We start from the raw sequence: 16,796 nt of genomic DNA on the forward strand, positions 1-16,796 counted from the left end.
ATTTGGAAATTTTTATTTACCTGCTGTTATTAATCCTTGAGTTGAATTTTCCTGATTTTTGTTAGCTAAACTATCAACAGTAGAGAGAAACTCATGTTCTAAATAAGGTTTAGTTAAATAGGAATTTGCCCCTAATTCGTAAGCTAATTGACGATGTTTCTCCGCACTCCGAGAAGTGAGAACAACAACTGGTTTCTTAGCAAAATCTGGGTTTTGACGGATATGGCTTAATAATTCAAATCCGTTCATGCGCGGCATCTCTAAATCAGAAATAATTACTTCAATTTCTGGATGTAACTGCAATTGTTCTAAAGCTTCTACACCATTTTGGGCTTGTAATACTTGATAGCCAGATTTTTGCAAAGTCAAAGAAAGAGTTTGCCGCAAACTAATGGCATCATCTACTACTAAAATCACCTTTGGTAATTTGCTATTTCCTGACACATTAGCAGTTAGCTGTTTTTGGGTATTAATTGCTGGAGTAGATGTAGTAATCAATGGTGTAGAGGTAATAGTTTCCTCTGACATTGGCAAAGCTTGTGGGGATGTCATAGGTAGTGACATGACATCCAATGTGGCTTGCATTTCTTTAGTATCAATCAACAAAGTTCCATCAATAACTAAGATCAAGTTACCATTAGCTAAACTACTACAACCATAAACATATTTTGGTGGAGTCAGAGAATTTCCTAATGGTCTAATTACTAATTCTTGTTCCCCAATAATTTGGTCAACTTCTACCCCTACCATTCCATGATGACGACGCAGTAAAATGATGGGATTTTTTACCATTCCTGCGTCTGAAGCATCGTGGATATTTTGCAGATTATTGGTACTCAGAACTGCGCCATTGTAATACATCAAACTCTCTAATTTTTGGAGGCTGACCATCAATTCATCATCATCTGTGCGCCAATGTAAAAATTGTTTGCCTTCAAATTCTTTGATTTGTTGAGCAGAGGGAATAACTATTTTTTCAATACTATCTTGTAGTAAAGCATAAATAACGCCACCTGCCTGAACTAACATGAGTTTATCTGTAGTCATAGAAAAAGGAATTTTAAGGATAAATGTTGTTCCCTGATGCGGAGATGATTGCACTGAAATTGAGCCGTTTAGTGATTGTAACTGGGTACGCACAATATCTAAACCCATACCGCGGCCTGAGATTTCACTGACTTTACCAGCGGTAGAAAATCCAGGAGCAAACATCATTTCTATTAGTTCAGATTCGCTGAGGTGATGAACATAATCTCCACTATGATCATCGGGAATCAGATTCAGTTCTATGGCTCTAGTCCGGACTTTTTCTAAGTTTAAACCTTGTCCATCATCATGGATTTCAATAACAGTTTGACTACCCTGATTATAGGCGCGAATTTCAATAATACCTTGGACTGGTTTACCTCTTTCTTGACGAAGTTCGGGAAGTTCAATACCATGATCAAAAGAGTTGCGTACTAGTTGTAAGAGAGGATCATACAGCTTTTCCGCGATCGCTTTATCAACTAGAACCTGTGTACCAGTAAGTCTTAATTCTACCTGTTTTCCATAAACATTGGCTAGATTCTGCACCATTTGCGGGAAGCGACTCAAAATAGTTCCTAAAGGTAACATCCTCGCTTCTACCAAGTTATCTATAATATTCAGGGTTAAAGTCTGTTTTTTGTCACTGATTTGAGTAGCTTGTCTCATCAGCAATTCCAGAGATTCCGAAGTTTCTTGGATTTGCAGAGTTTCTTCCATTGCTGTGTGTAATGTCAACTGAAACTCTGAATATACATCCATTTCTAAGGAATCGAAATTTACGGTACTCACTGATTGAGTATTGTCAGATGTGACATTATTCCCTTGTAATGGTAAATCCCGTAATTGATATAAAGTTAATTGGTGTTGGTTAAGTTGCTGGCTTAATCTATCAATTAGTTCTATAACTTGATCATCGTATAAAGTCCGTCTTTTTTGGTAAATTAATAATTCACCTGTAAGGTAATTAAGACGTTGTAATCCTTCAACATCTACCCTCACAAAAGATGGTTGACGGGAGTTTTTATTAACACTATCGGTTGTTTTCTCTTCTACTTGTTGATGAATTTTTGTATTTGCATCATCTGTGATTACCTCTTCACTAACTGCTGATAATGTCACACTTTCTAAATAACTATCATGATTAACAGCTTCTGCTGTTTCTATAATTTGCGTGGTGACTATTTCCTCATTACTATCTGCAATAGTTTCTCCTCCCCATATTGATTCCAAGAGATTATTACTATCTTCAAGGAACAACGCAGGAGATATTTCTTTGATCACTAGCAAATCTTGTAACTTAGGATGATCAAGCCATTTCTTTTCGGCTTCAGTGACTGGAGGGTAATTTTTATATTCTTTACCTAATTCGCGGATTTGCTGCCTTAATCTTTTGATAATAGGGATAGCACTATTATTTTGCTCAACAGTGTATTGAAATTTAGCAATTGCGAGGAGAATAATTAAAATAACACCGCGACGATAAAGAGATAAAGAGTGAGTATCTTCTTCATTTTCTATAAAGAAAAGAAATTCTTCTAGCCACCCTTCTAGATAATTTACAGGAGATTTTTCACTAGATGGAGGAATTAATAAAGAGAGATTTAGCTCTAACTCTGGTATTTCTCTGTAGTGGTTAAACCAGCCAAAAATATAACGAATAACTTTTAAATAAAACTTGGCATTAGCTGGTTTTAAAGGTTCATTATTGCCATTACTAAGTGTGATTAAAAACTGATAAAAATCAGCAGTAAGATTAAAAAATGTCTCCGCAAAAGATTGGTGAATAGATGTAATAGATGGCTCATATTTGGGGACTGTAGCCAAGGAACTGGTTGTTGATACAGGAGAGGGATAATCGTCTGTGATCTGTACCAGTGCTTGTAATTCTGGAGATGGTGAACCTCCGGAACTGCGATCGCCTGCCAAAACATCTATTTGTGCTGCTTGTAAGTCAGATAAAGCAATTTTAGCAATTTTGAATATCTGTTGAGGATTAGCATCTACAGCCGCCACAATTGTGCGTGCCAGTTTTTCCAATCCGGGGAGATTTAAAGATTCTGCCAAGCCGATAAATACTTCACTTTGAGAGTGTAATAATTCACAAAATTCAGCCCGATCTGGTGGATTATTAATAGCTTGATTCAGACTATCTAAACGTTGTTTTACTCCGACTTCAAAAATAGATTTAACAATATCAAATCCTAATTCTTCTGATGTGGGAATATGAGTTTCCGCCCCAAAAGCATCACCTAATTTTTCTTGAATTTGGGCAAATGCTGTAGTTGCTCGGTTCAAAAGTCCGTCAGCATTAATATTACTATTAGTAACTTCGGCTGTAACTGCTAATTGCAAGCATTCATAACCTTCAACTAATAGAGCTTGTAATTCCCCATCAATAACAACATTGGGACTATATAAAGCCTTAAATATATCTTCCAAAGAATGGGCAATTGTCATGATGGTATCGAGTCCAACATTGGCTGCTCCACCCTTAATCGTGTGGGTTGCCCGCATTAAATTATGAACTTTAGCTGTACTAGAATTGTCAACTAAAGTAAATAAATCTTGTTCAATAGTTTGTAATAATTCGGGGGCTTCACCGAGGAAATAGGCATAGCCCTGTTCTCGAATTGCTGGATCTGTAATCATAATAATAATGGAAAATTTACAATTGACAATGGACAACGAAGAATGGACAATTGATAATTGTCAATTATCAATTGTCAATTATCAATTAACTATTTGACCTTAAACTTACTAGCAGTTGCTAATAAATCCTGTGCCATTCCGGTTAAGCTTTGGAAAACATTGGCAATTTCCTGAGATTCTCCAAAGGTTTTGTTCGCAATTTCTGCCACATCATTCATAGATTTAGTGACTGTACCAGATTGCTGCATTTGTGTTTGGGTAGCTTCAGTAATGCGTTCAATCAACTGACTAATTTCCGCCGTTGCAGAAACGATCGCATTCAGGTTTTGGCGAGTGTCATTAACTAAATTTGTCCCTTCCACAACTTGCTGAATCCCTGTTTCCATAGCTACGGCCACTTCTCCAGTTTCTGCTTGAATCTCCTGGACTAATTTTTCAATTTCGATAGTTGCTGCTGCTGACTGACGAGATAAAGAACGGACTTCATCAGCTACCACTGCAAAGCCTTTACCATATTCACCAGCCCTAGTTGCTTCAATAGCCGCATTCAGAGCGAGAACGTTGGTTTGAGTTGCAAAGCTACTAATCAAATTTACCACTTTGGAGATTTTTTGCGATGACTCACTTAGACGTTTAATCTTTTTACTGGTTTGAGCTACGGTTTCTCGAATGGCTTGAATAGCATTAACTGTTTCATTCATGGCGGTATCACCAGAATCTACAGTTTTATTGGCTTGTTGAACGGCTATCTGCACTAATTGGGCGTTGTTAACTACCGCTTGGGTAGAATTTACCATCTGTTGCAAATCACCCAAGGCTGTAGTGATTTCGTCAGATTGTTGTTTAGCTAAATGAGTCAATCCCACCAGTGAGGTACTGCTGTTAGTAGAGGTTTCGGCTACTTTTTGAGAAGATGATTGCACCTGGAGAACGATTTGTTGTAGTGCTTGCAGAGTGCCGTTATAAGCGTCAGCAATAGTCCCTACTTCATCTTCTGTAATGGGGGCGCGAACCGTCAAATCCCCTTTGAGAGCGGGTTTAACAGCCATCAGCAGTTGAATAGAACGCTGTTGGAGTAATTCTTTAGCTGCTTTTTCTCTAGTAGCTGCTTCTGATAGTTTAGCCGATTGGGTTTGTAACTGTTGCAAGAATTCCGTTTGTTGCAAAGCTAGTCCTAGTTGATCACCAATCCGCGCTAACAGGTTGGTTTCTGACTCTTCCCAATGACGGGTACTAGAGTTTTGATAAACTGCCAATAATCCCCAAAGTTTTTCACCGAAGAGAATGGGAACAATTGCATAGGCTCTGGCTTCAAATCTTTCCAGAATTTCAATGTAGCAAGTATCAAAACTGGCTTCATAAATGTCGCTGACTATTAACTTGTTACCTTTTTTATATTCACCGCCGTTCATTGCTTGTAAACAAGGGTCATCAAAGGCAGTTTTCAGTTCAGGTGTAACCAGTTTTATCCAACCTGTGGCTACTGATTCCGCGACGAAATTACCACCCCAATCAGATGTAAATTTATAGACTGCGGCGCGATCGCATTTGAAGAGTTGACGGATATCCTGAGTTGTGGATTTGAAAATTTCTTCGATTCCAGAATTTAAGGATTGACGAATTTGGTTAACTATCTTGGAGAAGGTTTTTTCCTGTTCAACTGTCTGGGCGATTTTTGCTGATTGTTGGCGTAATTTATCGAGATAATCAACTTGAGATTTAGCAAGGCTAAATTGTAAGCCTATTTGAATTAAAAAGTTAACTTCTGAAGATTGCCATTCTCTGGGTGCAGAGTTTTGATAAGCTGCTAATAAGCCCCATAATTTTTCTTCAAAGAAGATGGGAACGATCATGTAGGCTTTGACTTCTATCTGCTCTAAGATTTCGATATGACATTGAGCATGGCCGACTTGATAGATGTCATTAACTACGAAAGTTTCACCTTTGGCATATCTACCACCTTGGGTTTCTTGGAGGTGGCTATCTGGCCAAACCATTTGGAAGTCTGGTGTGACTATTTTTGTCCAACCACTACCCACTGATTCAGCGATAAATTTACCACTCCAATCCGATTCAAATTGATAGACTCCCACGCGATCGCATTTTAATGCTTGGCGCACTTCTTGGGTGGTATTTTTGAAGATTTCTTCGACATTTCCAGCTTGACGAATGCGGTTAACAATCTTATTAACTGTTTTTTCTTGTTCGGCTACTTTCGCTAATTCGGCTGATTGTTCCTGAACTTTCTGTACATAATCAACTTGGGATTTGGCTAGGCTAAATTGCAAAGCAATTTGATTCAAGAAGTTAACTTCTGAAGGTTTCCATTCTCGCGCTCCAGTATTTTGATATGCTCCTAATAAACCCCATAGTTTATCACCAAAGAAGATGGGAATAATTACATAAGCTTTAGCTTCAAATTGTTCCAATATTTGAATATGACAATCAGCCAAACCGATTTTATAGGTGTCATTAACCACAAAGGTTTCACCTTTGGCATATCTACCACCTTTGGTATCTTGTAAGTAGGTATCATCCAAAACTGTTTTGATATTTGGACCGACTAATTGTGTCCAACCAACACCTACTGACTCGGAGACAAATTCGCCACCCCAATCTGGTTTAAATTGATATACAGCGACGCGATCGCATTGTAGAGCAGCCCGCACTTCTTGGGTAGTGGTTTTGAAGATTTCTTCGACATCTAAGGATTGACGAATGCGGTTAATAATCCTATTGATGGCTTTTTCTTGTTCAGCCCGTTGTGCTAGTTCTTCTGATTTAGATTCTACTGTTTTGAGATAATCTATTTGGGTTTTAGCGAGGCTAAATTGCAAACTTACCTGAGATAAAAAGTTAACTTCTGAAGTTTGCCATTCCCTTGGTGCGGAATTTTGATAAGCTGCTAGTAAACCCCATAATTGATCACCAAAGAAAATCGGCACATTGATATAAGCTTTAGCTTCAAACTGCTCTAATAATTCCAGGTAACAAGGGGTAATATTTTCTGCATAGATATCATTAACAGCGATAGTTTCCCCTTTAGCAAACCGCGCACCTTTGGTTTCTTGGAAATAAGTATCTTCGATGATATCTTGAGAGTCTGTACTGACTAATTTCCCCCATCCAATACTCACTGATTCGGCGACAAACTTACCGCTAAAATCTGGGTGAAATTGATAGACAGCTACGCGATCGCACCGCAAAACCTGACGCATTTCTTGGGTGGTGATTTTGAAGATTTCCGCCATATCCAAGGACTGACGAATGCGGTTAACAATCTTAGTTAAAGTCTTTTCTTGTTTGGTAATCTGAGTTAATTGATCAGCTTGTTTCTGAACTTTTCCTAGATATTCTCCTTGGGAAACAGCAACACCAAATTGTGAACCAATTTGATTTAAAAAGCTAACTTCCCAATCTTGCCATTCCCGCGCTCCAGTATTTTGATAAGCTGCGAGTAAACCCCATAATTTTTCTCCAGAGAAGATGGGAGAAATGATATAAGCTTTAGCTTCAAACTGTTCTAAAATATCAATGTGACATTGAGCCAAACCGACTTTATAGGTGTCATTAACAACAAAGGTTTCTCCTTTGGCATATCTACCACCTTTGGTTTCTTGGAGGTGAGTATCTTCCCAGACCATTTTGTAACCTGGAGTCACAACTTTCACCCAATTATTTCCTACTGCTTCGGAAACAAATTGACCACTCCAATCATCATTAAAACGATAAACACCGACGCGATCGCATTTCAATAATTGCCGGACTTCTTGAGTAGTGGTTTGAAAGATTTTTTCAACATCTGGCTGTTGTAAAATCTTAGTTATAACTTTCGCTGCTGATTGTTTAGCTAGAGAAGATTGTTGCAGTTCTCTTTGTAACTTAAACCCCTGAACTCGGTAAGTAATTTCTGTGGCAATTTGTGATAACAGAGTAGTTTCTGTTTCTTGCCACTGTCGAGGTATGCCACAACTATGAATTACCAATAAACCCCAAACTTTACTATCAACAAAAATTGGTAAACTTAAACTAGCTCTGACTTGAAATTTTTCTAGTAGTTGCTTTTGGTAGGGAGTGACTTGAATTTGATTGATATCGTCAATAATTACGGGTTCTGCATAATCTTGACTGGTATAAACACCAAATAAAATAGCAGCCAGACTTTCATTAATCGCAGGTGTCCAACCTGTGGCTCTAGATTCTGCTAAGACAGTACCGATATCATCTGTGGTAAATTGGTAGATAAGGACGCGATCGCCCACCAATTTATCTCTAACTTCTGCTACGGTGACGGATAATAACTTTTCCAAATCAGGAACTTGGCGCATTCTGGTTGTTATTTCCTGAAACCGCTGTCTCCAGATTTTAAATTCTTGGGCTATTAAAGTTTTACTCGATGAATCTTGATGATTACCGTTGGCTACATTGCCATTATCTTTTTTCTTTTCTTCGCTTTGTGCTGTAGTAAAAACATTTCCAGCATCTTCATTTGGGTTTTGATATAAAGTCGTCATGCTATGAACCTCAATAATTATAGTAGGGCTTGCTAAAAAAGTCTTTTCGTAGGGGCGCAGGGCCTGCGCCCAATCAAGAGATAGGAGTCAATTATGTATTGTCCACATAGAAGTTTGCAGCATTGCTGAAGCATCCAAATTGAAAATCATTTGTTCAGAATCATTAATAAAATAACCCTGTAAAAAAGGTGTCATTTCTGGATAGAATACCTCTCCCGAAGGTTGTTTCATTTGTTGGGTATCTAACCAATCAATATCTATGAGTTGACGAATTAATATTCCCAAATATTTTCCGTCATTTTCGAGAACTAAAGCCATCATTTTCGACAAGAAATTTGATCCTTGTAAAAGTGGTGGATAACCTAGCATTTCTTCCAAATCAACCAACCACAACATTTCCCCCCGCCAATTATAAATTCCGACAACACAATTAGGCATTTGTGGAACACCACATATTTCTGTGAGTGGTATTTGCACAACTTCTGTAATTTGTTCTAGGGGAATGACTGCGGTATCTCTTACTCCTAAAGAAAAGCTTAAAAATTTCTGTTTGGTTTCCAAAATTAATTTTCCTTTACCCTAGATAATTCTGCTTAGTCACTATAAATTAGTGACTAATGTGCAATCTATTTTTATTTAATCAATCCTTTCAAAGTCCGCATCAATTCTTCCTTATCTACTGGTTTAGCCAGATAAGCATCAGCGCCTAACATATTTCCCCACATTTTATCAACATCACTGCTTTTAGTGGAGCAGAAGATTACAGGAATGTTACTAGTATCGGCATTATCTTTTAATTCCCGACAAATTTCATAGCCACTTTTATCAGGTAAGATCACATCTAGAACGATGATATCTGGTTTATTTTTAACTATTTTAGATTGTGCTTCTTCACTACTTTTCGCACATATTACAGCATAACCTTCTTGCTGCAAGTAACGACTGATAATTTCCATATCAGTCAAGCCATCTTCCACTACTAATACCGTACTCATGATAACTACCTATTTAATTCTTTTAAGAAAGTTAACAAAAACAGATCAAATAAACACTTTTTGGCGCTTTATTTTATCTCACTTGATACATTGTATAGATATTCCTCCATCAAATCTACGTATTCAACATAAATTAACATACCTAATCATTAAGTTTAGGTTTGATAAGTTCTGATTAAAAAAGGTTTCTAGTCGTAGCAAGAATCAAAGTTAATTGCAGATGACTTTGTTAATGTTAACACCATCTTACTATTATTATCTCCGTAAAAATTATGAACTTTTGGAGAGATTTATAAATATAAAAGTCCGTAGAACTTTACTATCCGGTATATTGCCTCTTTTAGAGAGGGATTGAGGTTATAAATTCTGATCACTGGCAGTTTCTACATGAGATCCATTGTTATTATTTGATAGACCAGGTACGCGTATATATTTACGAACTACGTTCATGACTCGATCAGCAACTATGGGTTTAGAAATAAAGTCTGTAGAACCAACAACTTTAGCGCGAACTCTATCAACCAAGCCATCATTACCAGTTAATATAATTACTGGTGTCTCCGCAAAAGCAGAAATTCTGCGTAATTGTGTACAGATTTCATAGCCGCTGGCTATGGGCATAATTAGGTCTAAGAAAATCAAGTCTGGTTTTTCTTGGATAATAATAGGTAAGGCTTGTACAGCGTCTTGGATTTTAATAAATCTCAATCCGTAACCGGTCATAATTTCTTCTAAAATTTTACAAACCTGGGGGCTATCATCCACACAAGCTACTAAAGGAGGAATTTGATTTCTGGGTTGTTTAGAGGTAGAGTTAACATCGGTAACTGTGAGAGGTAAATCAGGTACTTCTACTAATTCAATAATGCCTTTGAGGATATAGGGAAGTAAGGAACGAGCCACAGGCATAACATCCTGTTTCATTCTGACGGCTAACTCTCGTAAAGTAAATTTACCATTAATTAAACTCACGAAATTCCTGTATACGGATTGATTTACGAGTTGTTGTAGTTGTTCTGGTCGGCGCAGCACGGGTGCTAAATTAGGAGAAATATTTGCTAACCCAGCTTGTGACCAAATTGCCCATGCGTCTTGCATTTGCTTGATGGACATATCTGCACTGGTAAAGCTCATTGGCATTTCTAAGATGACTTGCTGACTGCGACTACAAGTAATGGAGCTAAAATCTAGCTCTTGAGCTAGGTCAAAAAATAGCTCTGCTATGGTACTTTCGACAATGGCGTGAATTTTTTCTCTTTGAATTTTCTGTCTTTTGTATAAAATATTTAGGAGATTATAATCCCAGTAGTCAATGGCGATATCTTCATAACGACAACGCATTTTATCCAAATCAATACCAGAAGAATATTGAGCGATGTTTCTACGCCAACGACGGAAGGGATGATCACTACCTGTAGCCCAGACTATTCGACCCAGCCGATAGTAGAAAACCCATTGTTTCCCTTTAGAACTTTTAATATTTAGTTGTCCGTTGTATTGTAACTGAGTACATTTTTTAAACTCACTGAAGAGGTTTTGTGCTTCTATCACGTTTTGGTTGGTCATAGTTTCCTTCTTGAGAATTTATTAATTAAGTAATTGATAAAAGCGGTGATATTCATACGTTCATTAGTAAACTAGCTAATGATTCGATGAGGGAATTAAATACAGTCGGCTCGTCTAAGCTCGCACTTTGGTCTATAATTTTCTTTGTAGTCAGGCTCTGGATAAGTATTAAAAGAATTTGATGCTTTAGAGCGGATGATAATCTGATTTAGTAAGTTTGCTTATACTAAATCAAGTATATTTTAACTGAAATAAGCTGTCCTATTTGATTCACCTGTAATATTATACTCTTGTTAACCTCAATTTATATCAGTAATAATCCTTATTTTAATTATTTTTACTATTCGTCCAAGTTGGTAATTATTCTCTCTTGTACCTTTTCCTAGTAAGGAGTTTCCTGACTAGGATTGCAGGGCAAAATTAACAATTAACAGTTAAAAAACTAGATAATACAAGCTTTGTGTAAATCTTTAATGGTTGGTTTATTTACGCAATTGTGTACTAGCAACTTAGGTTATTAGTTATATTTCATTATGTACCTGATTCCATGTTTTCAATTAAGGATTTTTTGAATTTTACGAGTATTATATTAATTTAGTCTTCTTCTTTCACAAAAAAATACACAAAATTAAATAGCAAAGTCAAGCATATTTCCTTTGTAATGTATAAATTTTTCCACTGCTCCCTACAAGTGTTCAGAATAAGACAATTACTTAGACTGCTAATGGCATAAATTGTTTCCGAGTTTCTGTAATTCTTTCTCGGTGACTCCTGGCTGGGCGCAGTGAATCTTAACTGGGCGCAGTGAATCTTAACTGGGCGCAGTGGATATTGACTGGGCGCAGGCCCTGCGCCCCTACCTCATGACTTTTGCCCTATTTAGAAGTTTCTTGGTTATGGGTGGTGACAGCCGCGCGGATATTCCCTTGATGTGCGGCTAGTAGTTGCTTACCAGCTTCTGGATCTAGACCAGTCGAGTGGATTAATAGAGCTAATTTGACCCATTTACCGCTGCGTTCTAGTAAAAAACCTGCGGCTTCTCGACTTAAGCCGGTAAAGTCTTGTAAAATCCGCAGAGCGCGATCGCGTAACTTTTGATTAGTGACAGCGACATCAACCATGCGATTACCGTAGACCTTACCTAATTTGACCATTACCCCTGTAGAAAGGATATTGAGGACTAATTTGGTAGCTGTACCAGCTTTGAGGCGTGTAGAACCAGCTAAAACTTCTGGACCTGTCAAGAGACGAATATCAATATCCGCCTCAAAACTGACTTGTTCACTGGGAACACAAGCAATAAAAATAGTCAGCGATCCACGTTGACGAGCGGCATTAATAGCACCGTGAACAAAAGGAGTTGTTCCCCCTGCGGTAATACCGACGACTACATCTAGTTGAGTAATTTGACGTTGAGCGATCGCTGTTTCTCCATCTTCAGCCCGATCTTCTAAATCTTCGGAACTGCGGACTAATGCACCAGCCCCCCCAGCAATAATTCCCTGTACCAATTCTGGAGGAGTACAGAAGGTGGGTGGACACTCGGCCGCATCTAATACTCCTAACCTGCCACTTGTTCCTGCACCCACATAAAATAAACGGCCACCTTGACTGAGCCTGTGGGCTGTACGATCAATAGCTGCTGCTAATTGAACTTTAGCTTCTGCGACTGCGGCTACAGCTTTTTGGTCTTCGCTATTAAATAACTCTACCAATTCTAGAGAGTTGAGTTGGTCTAAGTTGAGACTATGAGGATTGACTTGTTCGGTGAGTAGATGCCCGCGTTCCTGGAAATTTGTCATGATCTTGTGTATCCTGTGTCAGTGGTCAGTAGTCAGTGATAACTAATGACAAAATTACAATAACCCTTCCAGTTGGCGACGAATGCTGTCTAAATCAGAATTAGCAATTTCTGGGACAGATGGACTGGGAGGAAATAAGTCTTCCTTAGTATCCTCTATTTCTGGTTCGGCTTGCCAATCGGTTTGTTCGACGTTCGTTTCCGGGGGAATGACTAATTCACTGTTTTCGGGAACAAGTTCCCAAAAATAGCCAGTGCTTTCGCAAAATTCCTTGACATCATCAGCATTCATCATCTCCACTGTGGGGATAGCGAAGTCTTGAGCTTCTAACATTAAAGCAAAACGGGTGGCATCGTCTTCTGACTCAAACATGAGGATTTTATTGCCTTCTAACCCTTGAGCATTGCTAATCCGAATGCTGTGAATCCCCTCATTATCAGTACCAGCGTTAAAAATCAGTACAAAAACACGCATTATTCATCCTTTGATCGGTTCTCTAATTTATATTAAAGTTTTCGGCTGTTTATCCACGAAAGTTACAGATCATTTTTGTGCATTTGTAGAAACTCAGTGATGAACCAAAAGATATAATTGGCAACTTTGCGAAAACTTAATCTGTAATTTTTGTTCCCAGACCGTTATACTCTAATAGTTAAACATAAAAGTCAAAATTAATTTATATTCCCAGCCCCATAGATAAATCTCAGTATTGTATTGTGCCATTAGTTATTATTTTGCCAGGTATATGGTAGTTAAAGAGTGAAAACCTATGTCTAACTCTTCTAGTCAAAATTCTCGTTCCGTCAACTCTGGATTCAAACGCCTGTGGTTGATGATTTTCAGTCGCGGTGGTATGACTGTAGGTGCTTTGTTGCTGTTGGGAGTGATTGGTGGTATTTGGCGATTACGAAATTTTGTTTACCAGGAATTAGTACCATTAGCCAGCGAAAGTTTAACTACTACACTTAACCGTCCTGTAAAACTAGGTGCAGTTGAGTCTTTTTCACTGAATGGAGTAAAATTTGCTGCTTCAGAAATACCTGCTACACCCACAGATCCAGATAAAGCAAATATCAAAGCAGTAGAAGTGGGATTTGATCTGGGGAAGTTAGTTATTAACCGCAATCTTCAATTAGATGTAACTTTAGTTAACCCAGAGATTTATGTTCAACAGGATAATCAAGGCAGTTGGTTAAGTACAACTATAGCGCCAGAAAAGGGTGGGGGACTGATCAAGACTGATTTGAATAGGTTGCGGTTTCGTAATGGTAATTTAGTGTTAGTCCCGAAAGGCAGTGGAGAGAAAAAAATTCTGAACTTGTGCCTGTAGGATTTTCAGAGATTAATGGCACGGCTAAACTCCTCAATAAAAATAAACGGATTAAATTAGATTTGGTGGGTAAGTCCGTAAGCGGGGGTGATATTTCCATAGCTGGAGATTTAATTCCTCAGAAGACTTTAGCAGGAGATTTTCGCTTGCGATCGCAAAACCTCCTTGCCGCAGATATTACCAGAATTGTCACTTTACCACTGAATTTACAAACAGGTAGAGTGAGTGGTGATTTGCAAATTAAGGTAACACCAAATCAAAAAACTTTATTATACGGTAATACTTCGATCGCAGGGGTAACAGCACAAATCCCCAAAATCCCCCAACTATTAAACAATAGTCAGGGGAATCTTATTTTTGATGGACTGCTAATTACACTAGATAATATAGTTACCAGCTACGGAAAAATACCTGTTATAGCATCAGGGACAATTGATCAAGAAGCAGGATTTAATTTAAAAGGGCGTGTGAATGCGGTAAGTTTGGCCAATGCCCAATCAACCTTAAAAGTCAAGTTACCAGTACCTGTGAGTGGTATAGCTCAAGCCGATGTACAGATATTAGGAGATATTGCTCAACCAGTGCTATCGGGGACTGTGAGTAGCTTAAAAACTGCCCGGATTGATAAAGTTGATTTTCAGCAAGTTAGGAGTAAATTTCAGTTAATAAGTAGTAAATCGTTGTTGAGTATTACGGATATTTACGGAAAAACTACTTATGGGGGCGAAGTGAAAGGTGGGGGAACAATTAACCTCGGTGAAGTACCCCAACTGAATTTTCAACTACGAGCCGCAAATATTCCTGGAGATGCGATCGCTCAAGTATATAATCTCAAAACAGGATTTCCCATTGGTCTAATGACAGCCACCGCAGAAATCAAAGGTGTGGCTGATGATACCCGAACAGTAGTTAAATGGCAAGCTCCTCAAGCCAAATACCCAGCCACGGGTGCAACTATTATTAATCCTGACCAAACAGTTTCTTTCCGTGATATAATCGCCGACTTTGGTGGTGGTGTGGTCAGGGGTAGTGGTACTTATGCTAATGGACGTTGGCAAGCTTTAGCTCAAGCTAATAAGATCAAATTAACGTCTTTGGTTGACCAAAAACAACAGGAAAATATTTCTCTAGCTGGGTCAGAATTTAATGGTCGTCTACGTTTATCAGGAAGTTCCTCACCATTTGCCATAGAAACAATTATTCCTGAAAATGCCAATGTGAATATTGCTGGTGGTAACGTTAATATTTCCCAAATCCAGTTACGAAATCAAAATTTTACAGCCCTGTTAGTCGGTAAAGGTTTACGTCTTAGCAAAATATTAAAACAAGCTAACCCGGTTTTAAATAATCCCCTGGCTGGTAATTTCATGATTGCCGGTAATTTGGACAATTTTAACCTACAAACCTTGACAGGGCTAGGTGAAGCTAATCTCGCTGTGGGTGGGGGGAACAATTAAAGCCGCCAATATTCAAGTTGCCCAAGGTCGCTATCAGGCAAAAATTCAAGCTGATAATGTACCTTTAACAAAGTTAGCCTCTGTACCTCCCGAATTATCGGGTATTTTGGCTGGTCAGTTGCAAGTAGCAGGTTCTGTAGAATCATTCCAACCGGAAACTATTCAAGGCTTGGGTGAAGGTAGGTTAAAGCTGCCTAGTGGTCTAGTTACAGCTTCTTATATTCAATTGAATAAGGGTAATTATCAAGCCTTAGTGGCTACTTCCGGTTTACAATTAAGCCGCTTCAATCAGCAGTTGAGAGGACAGTTAGGTGGAAAATTACAAGTAGCCGGAAATTTGGCTGCTACTAAATTAGCAGATATAGCTGCTGTTGGTCAGGTCAGATTTAGTAAGGGTTTGCAAGGTATGGATTCACCTCTGCAAGCAAATATTGGTTGGAATGGCGAAAAGTTGACTATTGATAGTTCTAATAACCCTAATTTCCAAGCTAAAGGTTATGTATTAGCCAATGCCCAAACTACAGGAATCCCCGAATTTACGGAATTGAATCTGAATGTCCAGGCTAAAAATTATAGTCTTCAACAGTTGCCCGTGAATATCCCTAATCTGGTAGATATTGCTGGTAATTTAGATTTTAATGGCAAGGTGACAGGAAAACCCACAGCACCAAATATTATTGGTAAATTGGGATTAAGAGATTTCAAAGTTCAGGAATTTGCTTTTGAGCCATTGTTAACTGGTAACATTAATTCTGTATCAGGACAAGGGTTAAGTTTAGATATTACCGGACAAAGCGATCGCATCGCAGTTAACCTAGATGGTAAAAATAGTCCCCAATCCTTTCTAGTGCAGTGGCAACAAGCCTTATTATCAGGTGTAGCCAAGGGGGTTGATTGGCAGATGAATTTGGCTAATTTTCCCTTACAAGCCTTAAATGTAGCCTTACCGGAGAATACCCCTTTAAGTCCGGGGAGAGTTGCAGGATTATTAACAGGAGACTTGCAACTTAATTTGCAGACATTAGCCACAGCCGGGAAGATAGCCATTGACAACCCAGAACTTGGTCGCATTCAAGGCGATCGCTTTACTACCCAATTCAGCTACAATAACGATACAGCCCTCCTCAACAATAGCGAATTTGTCAAAGGTGACAGTAAATACTCCTTTGATGTCAACATTAAACAAGCAACACAAAAACCACAACTGCAAGCGAATATCAACATTGAGAAAGGCAATATTCAAGATGTTCTCGCAGCAGCCCAAATATTTGAATTGGGAGACCTACAACGTGGTTTGACAGCCCCTAGCTACGGCACATCTGCGGACTTGACCACCAACCCCCAAGGATTACCAAATCAGTCTTTATTCAACCAAATTCAGCGGTTAGCAGAGATTGATATTCTTCTAGCTAATCAAGAACAATCACGAATAGATGGTAAACCAATTCCAGATT

9 protein-coding genes and 2 pseudogenes are annotated in these 16,796 nt (G+C 38.4%); 3 read left to right on the forward strand and 8 right to left on the reverse strand.

Features of this window, described 5'->3' with window-relative positions; translation table 11 throughout:
• Positions 1-12 precede the first annotated feature (12 nt).
• The 8 genes and pseudogenes from FJR38_RS08625 to FJR38_RS08655 form a co-directional block, all read right to left on the reverse strand.
• Positions 13-3,678: a hybrid sensor histidine kinase/response regulator gene (locus tag FJR38_RS08625; protein WP_168536522.1), complete on the reverse strand. Its 3,666-nt coding sequence runs from the start codon at positions 3,676-3,678 to the stop codon at positions 13-15.
• Positions 3,679-3,767: 89 nt separating this feature from the next.
• Entirely contained in the window at positions 3,768-7,070 is a 3,303-nt protein-coding gene (locus FJR38_RS08630) for a GAF domain-containing protein (RefSeq protein ID WP_371418180.1), read from the reverse strand.
• A pseudogene (locus tag FJR38_RS29275) lies at positions 7,056-8,192 on the reverse strand (GAF domain-containing protein); the annotation flags it as partial. The gene FJR38_RS08630 and the pseudogene FJR38_RS29275, both read right to left, overlap by 15 nt.
• Positions 8,193-8,279: 87 nt before the next feature.
• Positions 8,280-8,753, reverse strand: coding sequence for a chemotaxis protein CheW (locus FJR38_RS08635; protein WP_168497664.1), 474 nt, complete (start codon positions 8,751-8,753; stop codon positions 8,280-8,282).
• A 71-nt stretch (positions 8,754-8,824) separates the two neighbouring features.
• Complete coding sequence (locus FJR38_RS08640) at positions 8,825-9,187, reverse strand: response regulator transcription factor (RefSeq protein WP_168497666.1); 363 nt, start codon at positions 9,185-9,187, stop codon at positions 8,825-8,827.
• A gap of 357 nt (positions 9,188-9,544) precedes the next feature.
• Complete coding sequence (locus tag FJR38_RS08645) at positions 9,545-10,753, reverse strand: response regulator (protein WP_168497668.1); 1,209 nt, start codon at positions 10,751-10,753, stop codon at positions 9,545-9,547.
• Positions 10,754-11,628: 875 nt separating this feature from the next.
• On the reverse strand, positions 11,629-12,555 hold the full coding sequence (gene murQ, locus FJR38_RS08650) for an N-acetylmuramic acid 6-phosphate etherase (RefSeq protein ID WP_168497670.1): 927 nt from the start codon (positions 12,553-12,555) through the stop codon (positions 11,629-11,631).
• A gap of 54 nt (positions 12,556-12,609) precedes the next feature.
• Positions 12,610-13,029 carry a DUF3110 domain-containing protein gene (locus FJR38_RS08655; protein ID WP_168497672.1) on the reverse strand — a complete coding sequence of 140 codons (420 nt, stop codon included), beginning with the start codon at positions 13,027-13,029 and terminating at the stop codon, positions 12,610-12,612.
• A gap of 295 nt (positions 13,030-13,324) precedes the next feature.
• Here FJR38_RS08655 and FJR38_RS29280 point away from each other — a divergent pair, with 295 nt between their 5' ends.
• From FJR38_RS29280 to FJR38_RS29290, 3 genes and pseudogenes are all read left to right on the forward strand, one after another.
• Entirely contained in the window at positions 13,325-13,885 is a 561-nt protein-coding gene (locus tag FJR38_RS29280) for a hypothetical protein (RefSeq protein ID WP_371418164.1), read from the forward strand.
• On the forward strand, positions 13,876-15,342 hold the full coding sequence (locus tag FJR38_RS29285; RefSeq protein WP_371418165.1) for a hypothetical protein: 1,467 nt from the start codon (positions 13,876-13,878) through the stop codon (positions 15,340-15,342). The genes FJR38_RS29280 and FJR38_RS29285 overlap by 10 nt, the downstream gene beginning before the upstream one ends.
• Positions 15,305-16,796, forward strand: a pseudogene (locus tag FJR38_RS29290) (hypothetical protein); the annotation flags it as partial. The gene FJR38_RS29285 and the pseudogene FJR38_RS29290, both read left to right, overlap by 38 nt.

The organism is Anabaena sp. UHCC 0253, from assembly GCF_009712085.1.
Classification (GTDB): Bacteria; Cyanobacteriota; Cyanobacteriia; order Cyanobacteriales; family Nostocaceae; genus Dolichospermum.